The organism is Streptomyces sp. AA1529, assembly GCF_000280905.1.
GTDB lineage: Bacteria > Actinomycetota > Actinomycetes > Streptomycetales > Streptomycetaceae > Streptomyces.
Map to the genome: position 1 here is coordinate 164433 of NZ_ALAP01000078.1, position 18968 is coordinate 183400.

General features: G+C 71.6%; 12 protein-coding genes and 1 tRNA gene. 10 read left to right on the top strand and 3 right to left on the bottom strand.

Annotated features, from left to right (window positions below; all coding sequences use genetic code 11):
- Positions 1 to 66 precede the first annotated feature (66 nt).
- Together A949_RS0122980 and polA are read right to left on the bottom strand one after the other, a co-directional pair.
- A complete protein-coding gene (locus A949_RS0122980; protein ID WP_019358387.1) occupies positions 67 to 1803 on the bottom strand; it encodes a lytic transglycosylase domain-containing protein in 1737 nt (578 codons plus the stop codon).
- 346 nt (positions 1804 to 2149) lie between these two features.
- Positions 2150 to 4885 carry a DNA polymerase I gene (gene polA, locus A949_RS0122985; protein WP_026004941.1) on the bottom strand — a complete coding sequence of 912 codons (2736 nt, stop codon included), beginning with the start codon at positions 4883 to 4885 and terminating at the stop codon, positions 2150 to 2152.
- A gap of 186 nt (positions 4886 to 5071) precedes the next feature.
- Here polA and A949_RS0122990 point away from each other — a divergent pair, with 186 nt between their 5' ends.
- The 7 genes from A949_RS0122990 to A949_RS0123020 all read left to right on the top strand — a co-directional run bounded on the left by A949_RS0122990 (position 5072) and on the right by A949_RS0123020 (position 14365).
- On the top strand, positions 5072 to 7354 hold the full coding sequence (locus tag A949_RS0122990) for an FdhF/YdeP family oxidoreductase (RefSeq protein WP_026004942.1): 2283 nt from the start codon (positions 5072 to 5074) through the stop codon (positions 7352 to 7354).
- 79 nt (positions 7355 to 7433) lie between these two features.
- Positions 7434 to 7886 (top strand): PaaI family thioesterase, encoded by a 453-nt coding sequence (locus A949_RS0122995; RefSeq protein ID WP_019358390.1) that lies wholly within the window; start codon positions 7434 to 7436, stop codon positions 7884 to 7886.
- 573 nt (positions 7887 to 8459) lie between these two features.
- Entirely contained in the window at positions 8460 to 9704 is a 1245-nt protein-coding gene (locus A949_RS0123000; protein ID WP_026004943.1) for a branched-chain amino acid ABC transporter substrate-binding protein, read from the top strand.
- Between the two features lie 94 nt (positions 9705 to 9798).
- Positions 9799 to 10728, top strand: a complete 930-nt coding sequence (locus A949_RS0123005) for a branched-chain amino acid ABC transporter permease (RefSeq protein WP_019358392.1) — start codon at positions 9799 to 9801, stop codon at positions 10726 to 10728.
- 5 nt (positions 10729 to 10733) lie between these two features.
- Positions 10734 to 12602, top strand: a complete 1869-nt coding sequence (locus A949_RS0123010) for a branched-chain amino acid ABC transporter permease (protein WP_037707336.1) — start codon at positions 10734 to 10736, stop codon at positions 12600 to 12602.
- Positions 12603 to 12608: 6 nt separating this feature from the next.
- Complete coding sequence (locus A949_RS0123015) at positions 12609 to 13652, top strand: ABC transporter ATP-binding protein (RefSeq protein ID WP_019358394.1); 1044 nt, start codon at positions 12609 to 12611, stop codon at positions 13650 to 13652.
- Positions 13649 to 14365, top strand: coding sequence for an ABC transporter ATP-binding protein (locus tag A949_RS0123020; RefSeq protein WP_026004976.1), 717 nt, complete (start codon positions 13649 to 13651; stop codon positions 14363 to 14365). The genes A949_RS0123015 and A949_RS0123020 overlap by 4 nt, the downstream gene beginning before the upstream one ends.
- 52 nt (positions 14366 to 14417) lie before the next feature.
- Here A949_RS0123020 and A949_RS0123025 read toward each other — a convergent pair whose 3' ends face one another.
- A complete protein-coding gene (locus A949_RS0123025; RefSeq protein ID WP_019358396.1) occupies positions 14418 to 15101 on the bottom strand; it encodes an ANTAR domain-containing response regulator in 684 nt (227 codons plus the stop codon).
- A 97-nt stretch (positions 15102 to 15198) separates the two neighbouring features.
- On the opposite strand from A949_RS0123025, the gene A949_RS0123030 reads away from it, so the two are divergent.
- From A949_RS0123030 to pepN, 3 genes are all read left to right on the top strand, one after another.
- Positions 15199 to 15272: transfer RNA gene (locus A949_RS0123030), tRNA-Leu, on the top strand.
- Positions 15273 to 15381: 109 nt separating this feature from the next.
- A complete protein-coding gene (locus tag A949_RS0123035; RefSeq protein ID WP_019358397.1) occupies positions 15382 to 16152 on the top strand; it encodes a helix-turn-helix domain containing protein in 771 nt (256 codons plus the stop codon).
- A 43-nt stretch (positions 16153 to 16195) separates the two neighbouring features.
- Complete coding sequence (gene pepN / locus A949_RS0123040) at positions 16196 to 18745, top strand: aminopeptidase N (RefSeq protein ID WP_037707343.1); 2550 nt, start codon at positions 16196 to 16198, stop codon at positions 18743 to 18745.
- Positions 18746 to 18968 lie beyond the last annotated feature (223 nt).

Genomic DNA, 18968 nt, shown 5'->3' on the forward strand with positions numbered 1-18968 from the left:
CGGGGCCGGCCGCACACCGGACCGCCCCCGGTGCTCGGCACCGGGGGCGGCGGGAGGCCGTGGTGCTCAGCCCTTGACGACGACCTTCACCTGCACGCCGGCGCCGCCCTCGGCCGTCAGCGTCAGCGTGTAGGTGCCGGGCCGGTCGCCGGCGAACAGCTCGGGCAGCGCGACGACACCGTCGGCGCCGGTCTTCAGGTCCGCGAGCCGGCGGATCGGAGTGCCCTGCTCGTCCTTGCCGAAGTACGGGCCGGCCTCCTCCTCGTCGCCGAACGTGGCCGTCAGCGTGGTGTTCGCGACGGCCTTGCCCTTGCGGGTGGCCTTGACCTCCACGGCCTCGGCGAACTTTCCGCCCTTGCCGGCCTCCAGCGCGACATCGCTCGTCCGCGCCAGGGTGTCGGCCCGCGGGGCCGTGACCGAGGCCGTGAAATCGACGCTGCCCAGCTTCTTGCCGGGGACCGTCGCGCGCACGGTGAAGTCACCGGTCCGGCCGCCCGCGCCGAGTGCGGGCGCCGTCGCGTCGCCCTGCGCATCGGTGGTGACCGTCGCACTCCTGGCGCCGCCCTCGAAGGCGGCTTCGGTCTCGCCGCGGACCTCGAACCGGACCTCGACGCCCTTGACGCCCTTGCCCTTGGCGGTCTCCACCCGGACGACGGGGTGCCCGGTGAAGTCCTCACCGGCGACCGCGGTGAACTTCCCGGCGCCGACCCGCTCGATGGCGTGCGGACCGGTCGGTTCGGGGCTGGGCTTGCCGCCGTCGTCGTCCCCGTCGCCGGGTTCGTCCGGGTCCCCGGGCTTGTCCGGCTTGCCGGGCTTGCTCGGCTCGCCGGGCCTGTTCGGCTTGCCGGGCCTGTTCGGCTTGCCGGGCCTGTCGTCCGCGGGGTCCGCGCCGCGGCGCCCCGCGCCCGGGCTCGAACCGCTCCCGGACTCGCCGACTCCGGGGGTGGTCGGCAGCACGGAAAGGTCGCGGTCCGGCACCGCGTGGGTGCCCTTGCGGTAGTACTCGAACCAGGCCAGGACGGTCCGCAGATAGTCACTGGAGTTGTTGTAGCTGAGAACGGCCCGGTCCAGCCCGGCGCCGGTGGACAGATCGCGCCCGTCCGCGCACAGATAGCCGCCCGCGGCGAGTGCGGCGTCATGGATGTTGTTGGGATCCTTGCGGCCGTCGCCGTTGCCGTCCGCACCCCAGCGGTCCCAGGTGGAGGGGATGAACTGCAGCGGACCGACCGCACGGTCGTAGGTGGTGTCGCTGTCCCAGCGGCCGCCGTCGGTGTCCTTGATGCGGGCGAAGCCGTTGCCGTTGAGCACCGGACCCAGGATCGGGCGCAGCGTCGTGCCGTCCTTGTCGACGGCGCCCCCGCGGGCGTGGCCGGACTCGACCTTGCCGATCCCCGCGAGGAGTTCCCAGCGCAGCCCGCAGCCCGGGGTGCGGGAGGCGAGCGACCGGGCGGCCTTCTGGTAGGCGGCCAGCACCGAGGCGGGGATGCCGGAGGTGTTCTCCGAGCCGCCGGGTTCGGACGTACCGGGCGGATGCGGGGACTCCAACGGCGGCAGCTCCGTGGCGTACTCGTCGTCGCCCGGCGTGCGGTCGCCCGCGGAGCCCGGCCGGTCGGCACCGCCGTCGCCGGCGAGTTCCACCCCGGGCGCCTGCGAGGCGGTCAGCGCCGCCATGACGACGGCCGCGACGGCCGTGCCGCCCAGCCCCCTGCGGTATCTGGCACTGCGCAGCCCGCCGCGGCGCCGGTGTCCCGCCGCTGTGGTGGCCGCCCGCCGTGCGGCGTGCCGGCCCCGGATTCGCGCCATAGGTCAGTCCCGTCCTCTCCCCATCGGACGCAGTCACCGCGACCTTACGGCAGAGCCCGCCCCAAGTCAGCGGCCCTGCGGGGCTTCTGGCGTTTATGACCCGCTTAGGACGCCGGTTTTCCCGATGTTCGCCCCGCTGTTCCCCCATGTCCTTCACAGGAACCGGTAGGCGAACGGCAGCCGGGAGGTCGGCACCCGCCGCCCGCGTCGCGGCCGCCGGAAGCCCGGGGATCCGCGGCCGCGGGGTCGCTGGACGGCAGGGCCGCGAGCCGGCGCATCGCGCGCCGCCGGGCCCCGCACACCCCCGCCCGGGGTCCCGGCGCGACCGCCCGGGTTCCCGCGCGGCTCAGTGCGCCGCCGACTCCCAGTCCAGGCCGACGCCCACCGACACGTCCAGCGGCGCCCGCAGGGAGACCGCCGTCGACATCTCGGAACGCACCAGTTCCTCGACCCGCTCCCGCTCTCCCGGGGCGATCTCCAGCACGATCTCGTCGTGCACCTGGAGCAGCATCCGGGAGCGCAGCCCGGCCGCCCGCAGCGCCGCGTCGACCTTGAGCATGGCGACCTTGACGATGTCGGCCGCCGTGCCCTGGATCGGGGCGTTGAGCGCCATCCGCTCGGCCATCTCGCGGCGCTGCCGGTGGTCGCTGGTCAGATCGGGCAGATAGCGGCGGCGCCCCATGATCGTGTGGGTGTAGCCGGTGGCGCGGGCCTCCTCGACCGTACGGTGCAGATAGTCCCGCACCCCGCCGAAGCGCTCGAAGTAGGTGTCCATCAGCTTCCGCGCCTCGTCGGGGGTGATGCCGAGCTGCTGCGAGAGCCCGAAAGCGGACAGTCCGTACGCCAGCCCGTAGGACATCGCCTTGATCTTGCGGCGCATCTCCGCGTCCACGCCGCTCTTCTCGACGCCGAACACCTGCGCCGCGACCGTGGTGTGCAGGTCCTCGCCGGAGGTGAACGCCTCGATCAGCCCGGCGTCCTCCGAGAGATGGGCCATCACCCGCAGTTCGATCTGGCTGTAGTCGGCCGTCATCAGCGACTCGAACTCCTCGCCGACCCGGAAGCCGCGGCGGATGGCGCGGCCCTCGTCCGTGCGGACGGGGATGTTCTGCAGGTTCGGTTCGGTCGAGGAGAGCCGGCCGGTGGCGGCGACCGTCTGGTTGAACGTGGTGTGGATGCGGCCGTCGGGCGCGATCGTCTTGATCAGTCCCTCGACCGTGGTGCGCAGCTTCTGCTGCTCGCGGTAGCGCAGCATGATGACCGGCAGCTCGTGCTCGGTCTGGGTGGCCAGCCAGGCCAGCGCGTCCGCGTCGGTGGTCCAGCCCGTCTTCGTCTTCTTCGTCTTGGGCAGCCCCAGCTCGCCGAAGAGGACCTCCTGGAGCTGCTTGGGCGAGCCCAGGTTGAACTCGCGGCCCACCGAGGCATGCGCCTCCTCGACGGCCTGCTGCACGGCCCCGGCGAACTGCTGCTCCAGGCCCGTGAACCACTCCCGGTTCGCCGCGATACCGGCCCGCTCCATCCCGGCCAGCAGCTCGGACGTCGGCAGCTCCAGCTCCCGCAGCATGTCGGCGGCGCCCACCTGCTCCAGCCGCTCCTCGAAGGCGCTGCCCAGGTCGTGCACCGTGCGGGCCTCGACCATCAGGGCCTGCGCCTCGGCCTGCTCGTCCACCCCGAGCGTGAGCTGCCCGTCGGCCTCGGCCGCCGGGCCCAGCTCGCGGCCCAGGTACTCCACCGACAGCGCGTCCAGCGCGAAGGAGCGGCGGCCCGGCTTGTCCAGGTAGGCGGCGAGCGCGGTGTCCATCCATACGCCGTCCACCCGCCAGCCGTGGTCGGCGAAGACCCGGATCAGCGCCTTGGCGTCGTGCATGATCTTGCGGCGGTCCGGGTCGGACAGCCAGTCGGCGAACGCCCGCTCGTCCTCCTCCGGCAGTTCGGCCGGGTCGAACCACAGAGCCGGGCCGGTGCCGGTGGCCAGCGCGACCTCGCTGACACTGCCGGTGCCCTGCTTCCACACGTCGACCGTGGCGACACCGAGGGCGGCCGTGCCGTGCTGCTCCAGCCAGGGCGCGAGCGCACCGGCCGCGGCGACCGTCCCCTCCACCTCGACGCCCTCCGCGGGCGCGGGCTCCTCGGTCTGCGCGGCAGCCGGGTCCACCGCGAAGAGGCGGTCGCGGAAGTTCTGGTGGCGGAACTCCAGGGTGTCCAGGATGACGGCGAGTGCGTCGCGGTCGTAGGGCGCTCGGGCCAGGTCCTCCGGCGCGTCGGGCAGCTCCACGTCCCGCACCAGCTCGGTGAGCCTGCGGTTGAGCAGCACCGACTCCAGGTGGGACCGCAGGTTCTCGCCCGCCTTGCCCTTGACCTCGCCCGCCCGTTCGGCCAGCTCGGCCAGCGAGCCGAACTGGGTGATCCACTTGGTGGCCGTCTTCTCCCCGACCCCGGGGATGCCCGGCAGGTTGTCCGAGGGGTCGCCGCGCAGCGCGGCGAAGTCCGGGTACTGCGCCGGGGACAGGCCGTACTTCTCCTGCACCTTCTCCGGGGTGTAGCGGGTCAGTTCCGAGACGCCCTTGGTCGGGTAGAGCACCGTGACGTCGTCGCTGACGAGCTGGAAGGTGTCCCGGTCGCCGGTGACGATGGACACTTTGAAGCCCTCGGCCTCGGCCCGGGTGGCGAGCGTGGCGATCACGTCGTCCGCCTCGAAGCCGTCGACCGCGTAGCGGCGCACCCGCATGGTGTCGAGCAGCTCGCCGATCAGCTCCACCTGGCCCTTGAACTCGTCCGGGCTCTTGGACCTGTTCGCCTTGTACTCCGAGAACTCCTCGGAGCGCCAGGTCTTGCGGGAGACGTCGAAGGCGACGGCGAAGTGCGTGGGCGCCTCGTCACGCAGGGTGTTGGCCAGCATCGAGACGAAGCCGTAGATCGCGTTGGTGGGCTGCCCCGAAGTGGTGTTGAAATTCTCCGCCGGGAGTGCGAAGAACGCCCGATATGCGAGGGAATGCCCGTCCATGAGCATAAGCCGGGGCTGCGCCCCGCCGCTCTGCCGAGGGTTTGCTTCTGGTGCCGTCTTCGATGCCTTCTTAGCCACGGTGCCGATCCTCCCATGCGGGTCCGACAATCGCCGGACACGGCGCCGTGAGGCGCCGCGGGACGGGGGCGCGTGAGGCACCGCGGGACGGGGGGCAGGGCCGGACCCAGCCAGGGCACGGGGTGCGGGCCGGCCGCCGCGCCGCGGGGCTGCCCACGGCGGCCGATGAGTGGCACCATCCGGGGTATGACTCGGAAGGCTCCCTCCAGTGACCCGGTCCAGGACGCACCCCAGGTGGGAGAGCCCGCGCGGGCCGCGGCGGGACTGCCCGCCGTGGGCCACTCGCTGCGGATGGCACAGCAGCAGATGGGCGTGAAGCGCACAGCACTGACGCTGCTGCGCGTCAACCAGAAGGACGGCTTCGACTGCCCGGGCTGCGCCTGGCCGGAGGGAGAGAAGCGGCACGCCGCGGAGTTCTGCGAGAACGGGGCCAAGGCGGTCGCCGAGGAGGCCACCACGCGCCGGGTCACCCGGGACTTCTTCGCGGCGCACCCGGTGGCCGACCTCGCCGGGCGGTCCGGCTACTGGCTGGGCCAGCAGGGCCGGCTTACCGAACCGATGTACCTGCCCGAGGGCGGCGAGCACTACGAGCCGATCGGCTGGGACGCGGCCTTCGCGCTGATCGCCGAGGAGCTGCGCGGCCTGGCCTCGCCCGACGAGGCGGTCTTCTACACCTCTGGCCGCACCAGCAACGAGGCCGCTTTCCTCTACCAGCTCTTCGCCCGCGAGTTCGGCACCAACAACCTGCCGGACTGCTCCAACATGTGCCACGAGTCGTCCGGCTCCGCACTGACCGAGACGCTCGGCGTCGGCAAGGGCAGCGTGCTGCTGGAGGATCTCCACCGGGCCGACCTGATCATCGTCGCGGGGCAGAACCCGGGCACCAACCATCCCCGGATGCTCTCCGCGCTGGAGAAGGCCAAAGCCGGCGGCGCGCGGATCATCACCGTCAACCCGCTGCCCGAGGCGGGCATGGAGCGGTTCAGGAACCCGCAGACCGCCAAGGGCCTGGCGGCGGGCGGCACCGCGCTCACCGACCTGTTCCTGCAGATCCGGCTCGGCGGCGACCAGGCGCTCTTCCGCGCGCTGAACCGGATCGTCCTGGAGCGGGAGGGCGCCGTCGACGAGGAGTTCGTCCGCGAGCACACCCACGGCTTCGCGGAGTTCGCGCAGGCCGCGCGGGCCACCGACTGGGCTTCGACGCTGGCCGCCACCGGGCTGGAACGCGCCGAGATCGAGCGCGCCGCGGAACTGGTGCTGGCCTCGGAGCGCACCGTGGTGTGCTGGGCGATGGGTCTGACCCAGCACAAGCACGCGGTGCCCACCATCCGCGAAGTGGTCAACTTCCTGCTGCTGCGCGGGAACATCGGACGCCCGGGCGCCGGGGTCTGCCCCGTGCGCGGCCACAGCAATGTGCAGGGCGACCGCACGATGGGCATCTTCGAGCGCCCCGCGCCCGCCTTCCTGGACGCGCTGGAGCAGGAGTTCGGCTTCGCGCCGCCGCGCGCCCACGGCTACGACGTCGTCCGGGCGATCCGCGCGATGCGCGACGGGCAGGTGAAGGTCTTCCTCGCGATGGGCGGCAACTTCGTGGCCGCCTCCCCGGACACCGGGGTGACCGAGACCGCGATGCGCCGGGCCCGGCTGACGGTGCACGTCTCGACGAAGCTGAACCGCTCGCACTGCGTGACGGGCGCTCGGGCGCTGATCCTGCCCACCCTGGGGCGGACCGAGCGCGACTCCCGGCCCGGGGGCGACCAGTTCGTCACCGTCGAGGACTCCATGGGCATGGTGCACGCCTCACGGGGGCGGCTGGAGCCGGCGAGCCCGCTGCTGCGGTCCGAGCCCGCGATCGTGGCCGGGCTGGCGCAGGCCGTACTGGGCAGCGGATCCGCCGTCCCCTGGGCGGAGCTGGCGGACGACTACGGGCTCGTCCGCGACCGCATCGCGCGGGTGGTGCCCGGTTTCGAGGACTTCAACGCCAGGGCGGCCCGCCCCGGAGGCTTCACGCTGCCGCACGCGCCCCGCGACCGGCGGCACTTCCCCACCGCGACGGGGAAGGCGAACTTCACGGCAGCCCCTGTCGAATACCCGCGGCTGCCCGAGGGACGGCTGCTGCTGCAGACCCTGCGCTCCCACGACCAGTACAACACCACCGTCTACGGGCTGGACGACCGCTACCGGGGCATCCGCGACGGCCGCCGCGTGGTGCTCGTGCACCCGGCGGACGCGACAGCGCTCGGACTGGCGGACGGCTGCTACGCCGATCTGACCGGCGAGTGGGAGGACGGGCGGGAACGGGTCGCCCGCGGATTCCGCGTCGTGCACTATCCGACAGCGCGCGGATGCGCCGCCGCGTACTACCCGGAGACCAACGTGCTGGTGCCGCTCGGCGCCACCGCCGACACCAGCAACACACCCGCCAGCAAGTCCATCGTGATCAGGCTCACTCCCGCGGCGGCCGACTGACGCCCGCGCGGGCATAGGCTCGGATCGGCCGGTCGGAGACGGAGCACCGGCGGACGACGGAGGATCGGAGCAGCGGCACATGGGCGAGCAGACCACCACCGAGTTCCCCCAGGAGATCCTGGACCAGTGGAAGGGATCGGGGGTCGACCTGCCCGCGCTGTTCTCGGCCGGGAAGCTGGGCGAGCGGATGGGGCTGCGGATCCTGCACGCGGCCCCCGAGCGGGTGGTGGGCACGCTGCCGGTCGAGGGCAACACCCAGCCCTACGGGCTGCTGCACGGCGGCGCCTCGGCCGTGCTCGCCGAGACGCTCGGCTCGGTGGGAGCGATGCTGCACGGCGGACCGGGCAAGGCCGCCGTCGGGGTGGACCTCAACTGCACCCACCACCGCGGGCCGCGCTCGGGCCTGGTGACCGGGGTGGCCACCCCGGCGCACCGGGGACGGACGATGACCAGCTACGAGATCGTCGTCACCGACGAGCAGGACCGGCGGGTGTGCTCGGCACGCCTGACCTGCCTGCTGCGTGACGCGTAGGGACCACCGCAGCACCCCGGCACCGGGGCCGCATCCGCTCCCCCGGTACGGCGGGGCCGCCGTACCGCCGCCTGCCGATACCGCCACCCCCGCGCCGCCGGCCGCCGCATCGGCGCCCGCCGGAGCCGGCCGCCCCCGGTGCGGCGGCGCCACCCGGGCGTCACATTGCGTGACAAGCAGGCACGACAGGGCCCATCGCGTCCCCCGGGGCCCGCCGCACCCGGGCGTGCGCCCGCGCGGCCCGTACGGTATCCGGACCCGCCGCGCGGCCCCGGCCGGCGAAGCGCCGGACCAACTGCGGCTTCCGGCCGCGCAACATGTCCGCCATCCGCCCGTCACACCGGGCGGCCCGCGGAGGAGCGGCCACCGGTCGACCGGTTCCGTGACGGTCATAACAAGAAAGTCACATCCTGGATCCGCCCTCTGCCCGGCGGCACCGGCAGCGCCATAGAGTCACCGCCAGTCACGCGCCGCCGGGCGCACGACAGCACCGTTCTGTACGACTCGTACGGCCCGGCGCGCGATACGGCCACTCACTCCATGGGGGGCCGCGCCTCGGGGAAAGGACTGATCGTGCGTCACCGTTCCTTGCTCATACTCACCGCCACCGCCACGGTGGGAGCCCTCACCCTGTCCGCGTGCGGCTCGCGCGACGACAAGAGCGGAGGCAGCGACAGCGGCTCCAGCACCACCGTCGTCATCGGCGTCGACGCCCCGCTCACCGGCGACCTGTCCGCACTGGGGCAGGGCATCAAGAACTCCAGCGACCTCGCGGTCAAAACCGCCAACAAGAACAACGAGGTCAAGGGCGTCACCTTCAAACTGGAGGCGCTGGACGACCAGGCCCAGGCCGGAACCGGCCAGCAGAACGCCACCAAACTGGTGGGCAACGACGAGGTCGTCGGGGTGGTCGGCCCCCTCAACTCGCACGTCGGCCAGTCCATGCAGAAGGTCTTCGGCAACGCCGGACTGGTGCAGGTCTCCCCCGCCAACACGGCCCCCGAGCTCAGCCAGGGCCCCAACTGGCAGAAGGGCGACAAGAAGCGGCTGTTCGACACCTACTTCCGCACCTCCACCACCGACGCCGTACAGGGCCCGTACGCCGCCCAGTACCTGTTCGACAAGCGGAAGCTGAAGAAGGCGTACATCATCGACGACAAGAAGACCTACGGCGCCGGACTGGCCGGCACCTTCACCGACGAGTTCAAGAAGCTCGGCGGCAAGGTCGTGGGCACCGACCACATCAACCCCGACGACCGGGACTTCTCCGCCGTCGCCACCAAGGTCGCCAAGTCCAAGGCCGACTTCGTCTACTACGGCGGCGAGTACCCGGCAGGCGCCCCGCTCAGCGCACAGATCACCAAGGCCGGCTCCGACGCGCCGGTCGTCGGCGGTGACGCGCTCTACAGCGAGGAGTACATCAAGCTCGGCAAGAAGAACGTCGACGGCGACCTGGCCACCTCCGTCGGAGCACCGCTGGAGACCCTCGACACCGCCAAGACGTTCATGAAGAACTACCGGGCCGCCGACTACAAGCTGCCCTACGAGGCCTACGGCGGCTACGCCTACGACAGCACCTGGGCGATCATCCAGGCGGTCAAGGCCGTGGCGGAGAAGAACGACGGCAAACTGCCCGGCTCCATGGACGACACCCGCAAGCAGATCACCGAGGCCATGCAGGACGTCCGGTTCAAGGGCGTCACCGGAGACGTCGCCTTCGACGAGTACGGCGACACCACCAACAAGCAGCTCTCCGTCTACGAGGTCAAGGGCGGCAAGCACGAGCCGGTGCGGACCGGCACCTTCGGCGAGGACTGACCCGCACACCACTGCCCCAGTCGGTACCGCACGGCTGCGCGGGGGCGCCCGACGCGCCCCCGCGCAGCCGTATCTGACCCCTCAAGGAGTCCCGGTGCAAGATCTGCCGGATCAGCTGGCGAACGGACTCGCACTCGGCGCGCTGTACGGCCTCATCGCGATCGGGTACACGATGGTCTACGGCATCGTCCAGCTCATCAACTTCGCCCACGGCGAGATATTCATGATCGGCGGCTTCGGCGCGCTGACCGCCCACCTGTGGCTGCCCGCCGGCACCGGCATGGCCGTCGCCCTCCCCCTGATGATCCTCCTCGGCGTCGTGTGCGCCGTCCTCGTCGCCGTCGGCGCCGAACGCTTCGCCTACCGGCCGCTGCGCGGCGGACCCCGGCTCTCGCCGCTGATCACCGCGATCGGGCTGTCCCTCGCACTCCAGCAGGCCGTCTGGGCCTTCTACCCCGAGGCCAAGAAGGCCCGCCCCTTCCCGCAACTCGGCGGCGGCGACCTCGACCTGGGCTTCGTCGCCCTCTCCCGCGAAGACCTGTTCATCTTCGTCGCCGCACCCGTGTGCATGCTCGCGCTCGGCCTGTTCGTGGCCAAGACCCGCACCGGACGCGCCATGCAGGCCACCTCGCAGGACCCCGACACCGCCAAACTGATGGGCGTCAACACCGACCGCATCATCGTGATGGCCTTCGCCATCGGAGCCGCCTTCGCCGCCGTCGCCGCCATCGCCCAGGGCTTCAAGACCGGGGAGGTCAACTTCCGGATGGGCTTCATCGCCGGACTCAAGGCGTTCACCGCCGCCGTCCTCGGCGGCATCGGCAACATCTACGGCGCCATGGTCGGCGGCCTCGTCCTCGGCGTCGGCGAAGCCATGGCCACCGCCTACATCGGCGACATCCCCGGACTCGAACAGTTCGGCGGCGGCTCCTGGAAGGACGTATGGGCGTTCATCCTGCTCATCCTCGTCCTCCTCGTACGACCCCAAGGAATCCTCGGCGAACGCCTCGCGGATCGGGCGTGATACCCATGACCACACAGCACACCACGACCCCGGCCCCCGACGCGGCAGCCGCCACCACCGCCACCGCGGGCCCACCGCCCCTCCCGCTCAGCCCCGACCCGCACACCAGCCGCACCCGGGGCCGCACCCTCGTCGGCGCCGGAGCCCTCGCCGCCTTCGCCAGCACCATGCTCCCCTGGACCTGGACCTCCGCGTTCCCCGGCAACCTGACCATCGCGCTGTATCCGGCGGGTCTCCAACTCCTCACCCTCACCGCAGCCGTCCTCACCGCGGCCATGCTCCTCGCCACCGCAGGCGTCCCCGGACTGCGCTGGCTCACCCCGGGCGGCAGACACAGCGCCCTGCTCCTGCTCACCCTCGGCAACCTCGCCGCCACCTGGTACACCGCCGCCGCCATCGCCGTCGAACTCGGCGGCGTCGTCAACTTCGAACCCGGCATGTGGATCGCCGCCGCCGGCACCCTGCTGGCCGTCGTCGGCGCCCTCGCCCTGCCCACCGACCTGCCCGCCGACCCGCCCGCGGGCGCCGACGCGGACCGGCCCGCACCCGGCACCCGGCAGGGCGCGCCCTGGCAGCGGCTGCGCCGGGCCGTCGCCGCACCCCCGCCGGGACCGGCAGCGCCCCTGCCCGGCTGGGCCGAGATCCTGGTGATCTGCGCCGCCTGCGCCGCCGGCCTCTACGTCTTCGCCTACGGCATCGAGGCCGAAGGCGGCCCGCCGTTCATCGGCTTCCTGATCCTGGCCGCCTTCGCCTTCCCCGCACTCGCCCGGGCCGGGCTGCCCCGGCGGCTCTCCGCGCTGACCGTCGCACACCGCACCGTCACCCTGGCCGCCACCTTCGCCGCCGCACTCCTCTTCCCGATCACCCAGAGCAACGAGGCGTACACCAACATCGCCGTCAGCGTGCTGATCTTCGCGACCGTCGCACTCGGCCTGAACATGGTCGTCGGCCTCGCCGGCATCCTCGACCTGGGCTACGTCGCGTTCCTCGGCGTCGGCGCCTACACCGCGGCCCTGGTCTCCGGAGCCGAGACCTCCTCCCTCGGCATCCACGTACCGTTCTGGGCCGCCGTCCTCATCGGCGCCGCCGTCGCCCTCGTCTTCGGACTCCTCATCGGCTTCCCCTCACTGCGCCTGCACGGCGACTACCTCGCCATCGTCACCCTCGGCTTCGGAGAGATCTTCCGCATCTCCGTACAGAACCTCGACGGCGACTCCGGCCCCAACATCACCAACGGACCCAACGGCATCCCCAACATCCCCGACCTGAAGATCTTCGGATTCGACCTCGGACAGCCGCACACCGTCCTCGGCTTCGAACTCGGCCGCTTCGGCAACTACTACCTGCTGATGCTGCTGTTCACCGCGATCGTCGTGACCGTCTTCCGGCGCTCCGACAACTCCCGCATCGGACGGGCCTGGATCGCCATCCGCGAGGACGAGACCGCGGCCCGCGCCATGGGCGTCAACGCCTTCCGGCTCAAGCTCATGGCCTTCGCCCTCGGCGCCACCCTCGCCGGAATGGCCGGCACCGTCCTGGCCCACGTCGAGTTCTCCGTCACCCCCGAGTCCTACAAGTTCGTGCACACCGCACCACCCAACTCCGCCTTCCTCCTCATCGCCGTCATCCTCGGCGGCATGGGCACCGTCAGCGGACCCCTCATCGGCGCGGCACTCCTCTACCTCATCCCGGCCAAACTCCAGTTCATGGCCGACTACCAGCTCCTGCTCTTCGGCATCGCACTCGTCCTGCTGATGCGCTTCCGGCCCGAGGGCCTGATCGCCGACCGCCGCAAGCAGCTCGAGTTCCACGAGCCGGAACAGCCCAGCACCCCCACGCCAGCGGCCCTTGGCCTCGGCAAGACGGAGGCGTGAGACGAGATGACCACCACGACCACCACGCCCGGCGCCCCGCCCCCCGGCACCGGCAGCGGCCGCGCCGTGCTCGACGCCTCCGGCGTCACCATGCGGTTCGGCGGCCTCACCGCCGTGCGGGACGTGAACCTCGATGTGCACGCCGGGGAGATCGTCGGCCTCATCGGGCCCAACGGCGCCGGCAAGACCACCTTCTTCAACTGCCTCACCGGGCTCTACATCCCCACCGAGGGCACCGTCCGCTACCGGGGCACCGTCCTGCCCCACCGCTCCCACCTGGTCACCCAGGCAGGCATCGCCCGCACCTTCCAGAACATCCGCCTCTTCGCCAACATGACCGTCCTGGAGAACGTCCTCGTCGGCCGGCACACCCGCACCCACGAGGGCCTCTTCTCCGCCCTCGTCCGCGGACCCCGCTTCCGCAGAGCCGAACGGGAATCCGAGGAGCGCGCCATGGACCTGCTGCGCTTCACCGGGCTGGAGGCCAAACGCGAACACCTCGCACGCAACCTCCCCTACGGCGAACAACGCAAACTGGAGATCGCCCGCGCCCTCGCCAGCGAGCCCGGACTGCTGCTGCTGGACGAGCCCACCGCGGGCATGACCGCCGTCGAGACCACCGCCACCCGCGAACTCGTCCTCGCCATCCGCGAACAGGGCACGGCCGTACTGGTCATCGAGCACGACATGCGGTTCATCTTCAACCTCTGCGACCGCGTCGCCGTCCTGGTCCGCGGCGAGAAACTCGTCGAAGGCACCCCCGAGACCGTGCAGCGCGACGAACGCGTCGTCGCCGCCTACCTCGGCACCCCCTTCGAGGGCGAACCCGGCCAGGCGGAGGCGGCCGAGGTGCAGGCCGCCGAGGAGGCCGAAGCCGCAGCCCACCGGGACACGGCGGGCGGAGCGGACAGCGGCGACGGGGACGGAGAGGGAGACGGGGACGGGGGCAGCGCGGCGGACGCCGGGGGCAGCGCGGACCGGGCGGACGCGGCCCCGGACGCGGCGGAGCCCGATCCGGCGGACCGACGTCAGGAAGGACGGACGGACTGATGGCCCTGCTCGAAGTCGAGGACCTGCGCGTCGCCTACGGCAAGATCGAAGCCGTCAAAGGCATCTCGTTCACCGTCGAGGCAGGCGAGGTCGTCACCCTCATCGGCACCAACGGCGCCGGGAAGACCACCACCCTGCGCACCCTCTCCGGACTGCTCAAACCGGCGACCGGGAAGATCAGCTTCGACGGGCGGCCACTCGACGGCGTCGGCGCCCACAAGATCGTCGCCATGGGGCTGGCCCACTCGCCCGAAGGACGCCGCATCTTCCCCCGCCTCAGCATCGAGGAGAACCTGCGGCTCGGCGCCTTCCTCCGGAAGGACCCCGCCGGGGTCGCCGACGACATCGGCAGCGCCTACGAACGCTTCCCCATCCTGGGAGAACGCCGCAGACAGGCCGCCGGCACCCTCTCCGGCGGCGAACAGCAGATGCTCGCCATGGCCCGCGCCCTGATGTCCCGCCCCAAACTGCTCATGCTCGACGAGCCCTCCATGGGCCTCTCCCCGATCATGATGCAGAAGATCATGTCGACCATCGGCGAACTGAGGGCCCAGGGGACGACGATCCTCCTCGTCGAACAGAACGCCCAGGCCGCGCTCTCGCTGGCCGACCACGGCCATGTGATGGAGACCGGCAGCATCACCCTCTCGGGCACCGGCGAGGAACTGATGCACGACGAGTCCGTCCGCAAGGCGTACCTCGGCGAGGACTGACCGCGCACAGCGGAGGGGGCGGATCCGGACCGGACCCGCCCCCTCCCGGTGCTCACTGCTGCTTGCGGCGCTCCTCCGCGTCGGCGATGACCGCCTCCGCCACCTGCTGCATCGACAGCCGCCGGTCCATCGACGTCTTCTGGATCCAGCGGAAGGCGGCCGGCTCCGTGAGCCCGTACTGGGTCTGCAGCACGCTCTTGGCCCGGTCCACCAGCTTCCGCGTCTCCAGCCGCTGGGAGAGGTCCGCGACCTCCTTCTCCAGCGCCTTCAGCTCGGTGAACCTGGAGACCGCCATCTCGATGGCCGGCACCACGTCGGTCTTGCTGAACGGCTTGACCAGATAGGCCATGGCCCCGGCGTCCCGGGCGCGCTCCACCAGCTCGCGCTGCGAGAACGCGGTGAGCATCAGCACCGGCGCGATGCCCTCCTCCGCGACCTTCTCGGCCGCGGAGATGCCGTCGAGCACCGGCATCTTCACATCGAAGATGCACAGATCGGGCCGGTGCTCGCGGGCCAGCTCCACGGCCCGCCCGCCGTCGCCGGCCTCGCCGACGACGGTGTAGCCCTCCTCCTCCAGCATCTCCTTGAGATCCATCCGGATCAGGGCCTCGTCCTCCGCGATCACGACCCGCCGCGTCGCCGGAGGCACATGCTCACTCCCGCCCGCCGGGGTCGGTTCCTCGACAGGCTCTGCACTCTGGGCACTCTCGGGCTCGGGGAAGTCCGCCGCGCTCACTTGGCTCCTCGTTTCCGCCACGGGTGGGAGACACGAGCCTACCCAGGTCCTGTAAAGTGTTGGCACAGCGGGTGACCGCAATCCTTCAGTTCGAAGGGCCCCGGTAATCCAATTGGCAGAGATGATGGATTCAAAACCCATACAGTGTCGGTTCGAGTCCGACCCGGGGCACTCTACCTTCGATTTCAAGATTGCAACCCCTCGCCGTCGGCTTCGCCGGTTCAGGTGAGAGGGACGCCATACGGCCCTCAGCTCGCACAGGTCGGCACATGCTGAACCCGTGTACGACCTGGAAACGCGCAAGCGGGCCCTCGCACTCGTCGCGCAAGGACGAAGCCTGAACGCGGTGAGCAGGCAGACGGGGATATCCCGGTGGTGTCTGCGCACCTGGCAGCAGCGCCTGCATCCGGGGACCCGCTCCGGAGCCACCTGCGAGCGCTGTGCGACACCGCCGCGCCCGCCGGACGACCCGTCCTCCTACGCCTACCTGCTGGGCCTGTACCTGGGAGACGGCTGCGTCAGCAGGACGGGGCGCTCCTGGACGCTGCGGGTCTCCTGCGCCGACGCCTGGCCCGGACTGATCGACGCCTGCGAGGACGCGATGCGCGCGGTGCGCCCGGGCAACAGCGTCCACCGCGTCCAGGCGCCCGGCTGCGTGGCCGTGACCTCCTACTCCAACCACTGGCCCTGCCTGTTCCCCCAGCACGGCCCGGGCAGGAAGCACGAGCGCCGCATCGAGCTGGTGCCCTGGCAGCAGCAGATCACCGGCGCCCACCGCTGGGAGCTGATCCGGGGCCTAGTGCACTCGGACGGCTGCCGCATCGCGAACTGGACCACACGCACGGTGGGCGGCCGGCGGAAGCGCTACACCTACCCGCGGTACTTCTTCACCAACAAGTCCCCCGACATCGTCGACCTCTACACCCGCACGCTCGACGCGCTCGGCGTCGCGTGGACGGCCGCCAGGCATCCGCGGGGCGCCCGCAACGTCTCCGTCGCCCGGCGCGCCTCCGTGGCGCTGATGGACGCGCACGTGGGCCCGAAATACTGAGGTCCCGGTGCCCGGCGCATCCGGGTGGGGCACTATGGCGCGCATGGTCGTGTTGACGCGTGCGGAAGCGCAGGAACGGGCTCGGGTCGTGCGGGTGCGGCGGTATGCCGTGGATCTTGACCTGACGCGGGGCGAGGAGGTGTTCGGGTCCACGACGGTGGTGCGGTTCGCCGTGCTGGAGGGGGGCGCCGACACATTCGTGGAGGTGCGGCCGCGGGAGCTGCTGCGGGCCGAGCTGGACGGTGCGGCGCTGGATCCGGGTGCGCTGCGGGAGGGGCGGCTGCCGCTGCGGGGGCTGGCGGCCGGGGAGCACGAGCTGCGGGTCGAGGCGGTGATGCCGTACTCGCGGATGGGTGAGGGCATGCACCGGTTCACCGATCCGGAGGACGGGTGTGCCTATGTGTACACGCAGTGCTGCATGGCGGACGCGCCGCTGGTGTTCGCCTGCTTCGACCAGCCCGATCTGAAGGCCGAGTTCGCGGTGTCGGTGACGGCGCCGCGGGAGTGGACCGTGCTGGGCAACGGGGTGGCGGCCCGGGTGGACGGGGAGGGCGGCCGGTGGGAGTGTGCGCCGACGCCGCCGCTCAGCACGTATTTGATGGCGGTGGCGGCGGGGCCGTTCCACTCGGTGCGCACCGAGCACGCCGGGCTGCCGTTCGGGCTGCATGTGCGCCGGTCGCTGGGTCCGCATCTGGAGGCGGACGCGGCGGAGCTGCTGGAGGTGACGCGGCGCTGTTTCGACCGCTATCACGAGATCTTCGACGAGCCGTATCCGTTCGACTCCTACGACCAGGCTTTCGTGCCGGAGTTCAACTCGGGGGCGATGGAGAATCCGGGTCTGGTGACGTTCCGGGACGAGTTCGTCTTCCGTTCGGCGGTCACGGACACCGAGCGGCAGACGCGTGCGATGGTCGTGGCGCACGAGATGGCGCACATGTGGTTCGGCGATCTGGTGACGCTGCGCTGGTGGGACGACATCTGGCTGAACGAGTCGTTCGCGGAGTACATGGGCTACCAGGTGCTGGGCGAGGCGACGCACTTCACGGACACCTGGACGGACTTCGCGGTGGCGCGCAAGAGCTGGGGGTACGACGCGGACGAGCGGCCCTCGACGCATCCGGTGGCGCCGGATCCGGACTCGGTGCCGGACACGGCGGCGGCGCGGGGCAATTTCGACGGGATCTCGTACGCGAAGGGTGCCTCGGCGCTGCGTCAGCTGGTGGTGTGGCTGGGCGAGAAGAGTTTCCTGGCGGGGATCAACGAGCATTTCGCGCGGCACCGGTTCGGGAACGCGACGCTGGCGGAGTTCCTGGACTCGCTGGCGCGTGCGTCGGACCGGGATGTGCGGGGCTGGGCGGAGAGCTGGCTGCGGACGACGGGTGTGGACACGCTGGTGCCGCGGGTGGGCGAGTCGGAGGCCCGGCAGTGGTACGTGGATGTGGAGCACCGGGGGGAGCGTCCGCACCGGTTGGCGCTGGGGTTGTACGACCGGGCTCCGGCGGACGCGTCGCGGCTGGTGCTGCGGGAGCGGCTGGAGCGGGACGTGCCGGGTGGCGGGGGACGGCTGACGGTGACGTTGGAGGGGCCGCGGCCGGATCTGGTGCTGGTCAACGATCTGGACTGGACGTACGCGAAGGTGCGGCTGGATCCGGTCTCGTGGGGCACGGTGCGGGCGGCGCTGTCGGGGCTGCCGGGGCAGTTGTCGCGTGCGGTGGTGTGGAACGCGGCGCGGGACATGGTGCGGGAGGGGGAGCTGGAGCCGCTGGAGTATGTGCGCACGGTGCGGGCGCATCTGCCGCGTGAGGTGGACAACGCGGTGGTGCAGGGGGTGCTGGCGTTCGCGCGGGGGCAGGCGGCGGAGCGGTTCCTGGTGGGTGCGGAGCGGCGGGAGGCGCTGGGGCTGCTGGGTGAGGTGTGCGGTGAGCTGCTGGGTGTCGGTGGTGGCGCCGGGGAGGGTGCCGGTGGTGCGGCTGCTGCGGGGTCGGGGGTGCGGCTGACGGCTGCCCGGTATTTCATCGACTGTGCGACCGATCCGGCCGAGCTGCTGGCGTGGCGGAGTGCGGGCCGGGTGCCGGGGGGCGGGCCGGTGCTGGACGCGGAGCTGCGGTGGCGGCTGCTGTTGCGGTTGTCGGTGCTGGGTGCGGTGGGGGTGGACGAGATCGAGGAGGCGCGTGCGGCGGATCCGAGTGCGCGGGGTGCGGAGGCCGCTGCCCGGTGCCGGGCGGCGCTGCCGAGTGCGGAGGCGAAGGAGGCGGCCTGGGAGGCCATGTTCGGCCCGGCGGACGCGTTGTCGAATTATCTGTTCACGGCGACGGCGCAGGGTTTCTGGCAGCCGGAGCAGGGGGAGCTGCTGCGGGGTTATGTGGAGCGGTATTTCGCCGAGGTGGTGCCGCTGGCCGAGCGGCGAGGTGCGGCGATGGCGGAGGCAGCGGGCCGGTATGCGTTTCCTGCGGCGTTCGTGGACGAGGCGACGCTGGCGCGTGGCGAGGAGTGTCTGACCTCGGGTGAGCCGGTGCCCGCGCTGCGGCGTCGGCTGGAGGATCAGTTGGATGATCTGCGGCGGGCGTTGGGGGTGCGGGCGGCGGTGGCGTGAGGCGGGCCGTCCCGGCCGGCCCGGGTGGGTGCGGGGCTCTTATCAGATCCGCCGGGTCGTCCGGGGCGCGCTACTTCGTTCGGGCGAAGTAGCGCGGGGATCGGCGGGCAGCGGGGCGCACGGCGCCTAAGTTAGGTCGCCCTAACCACCCGTGGCCGCCGTCGTGTCGGTCCGCCGTGTCCGAAGGAGCCGCCGTGTCCGCGTTCGTCGTCGATGGCCTGCA

Bases quoted from the DNA above. Each gene is read 5' to 3' on its own strand.
- A949_RS0122980 (WP_019358387.1), bottom strand. From the start codon at position 1,803: ATGGCGCGAATCCGGGGCCGGCACGCCGCACGGCGGGCGGCCACCACA.
- A949_RS0122990 (WP_026004942.1), top strand. From the start codon at position 5,072: ATGACTCGGAAGGCTCCCTCCAGTGACCCGGTCCAGGACGCACCCCAG.
- A949_RS0122995 (WP_019358390.1), top strand. From the start codon at position 7,434: ATGGGCGAGCAGACCACCACCGAGTTCCCCCAGGAGATCCTGGACCAG.
- A949_RS0123010 (WP_037707336.1), top strand. From the start codon at position 10,734: ATGACCACACAGCACACCACGACCCCGGCCCCCGACGCGGCAGCCGCC.
- A949_RS0123015 (WP_019358394.1), top strand. From the start codon at position 12,609: ATGACCACCACGACCACCACGCCCGGCGCCCCGCCCCCCGGCACCGGC.
- pepN (WP_037707343.1), top strand. From the start codon at position 16,196: ATGGTCGTGTTGACGCGTGCGGAAGCGCAGGAACGGGCTCGGGTCGTG.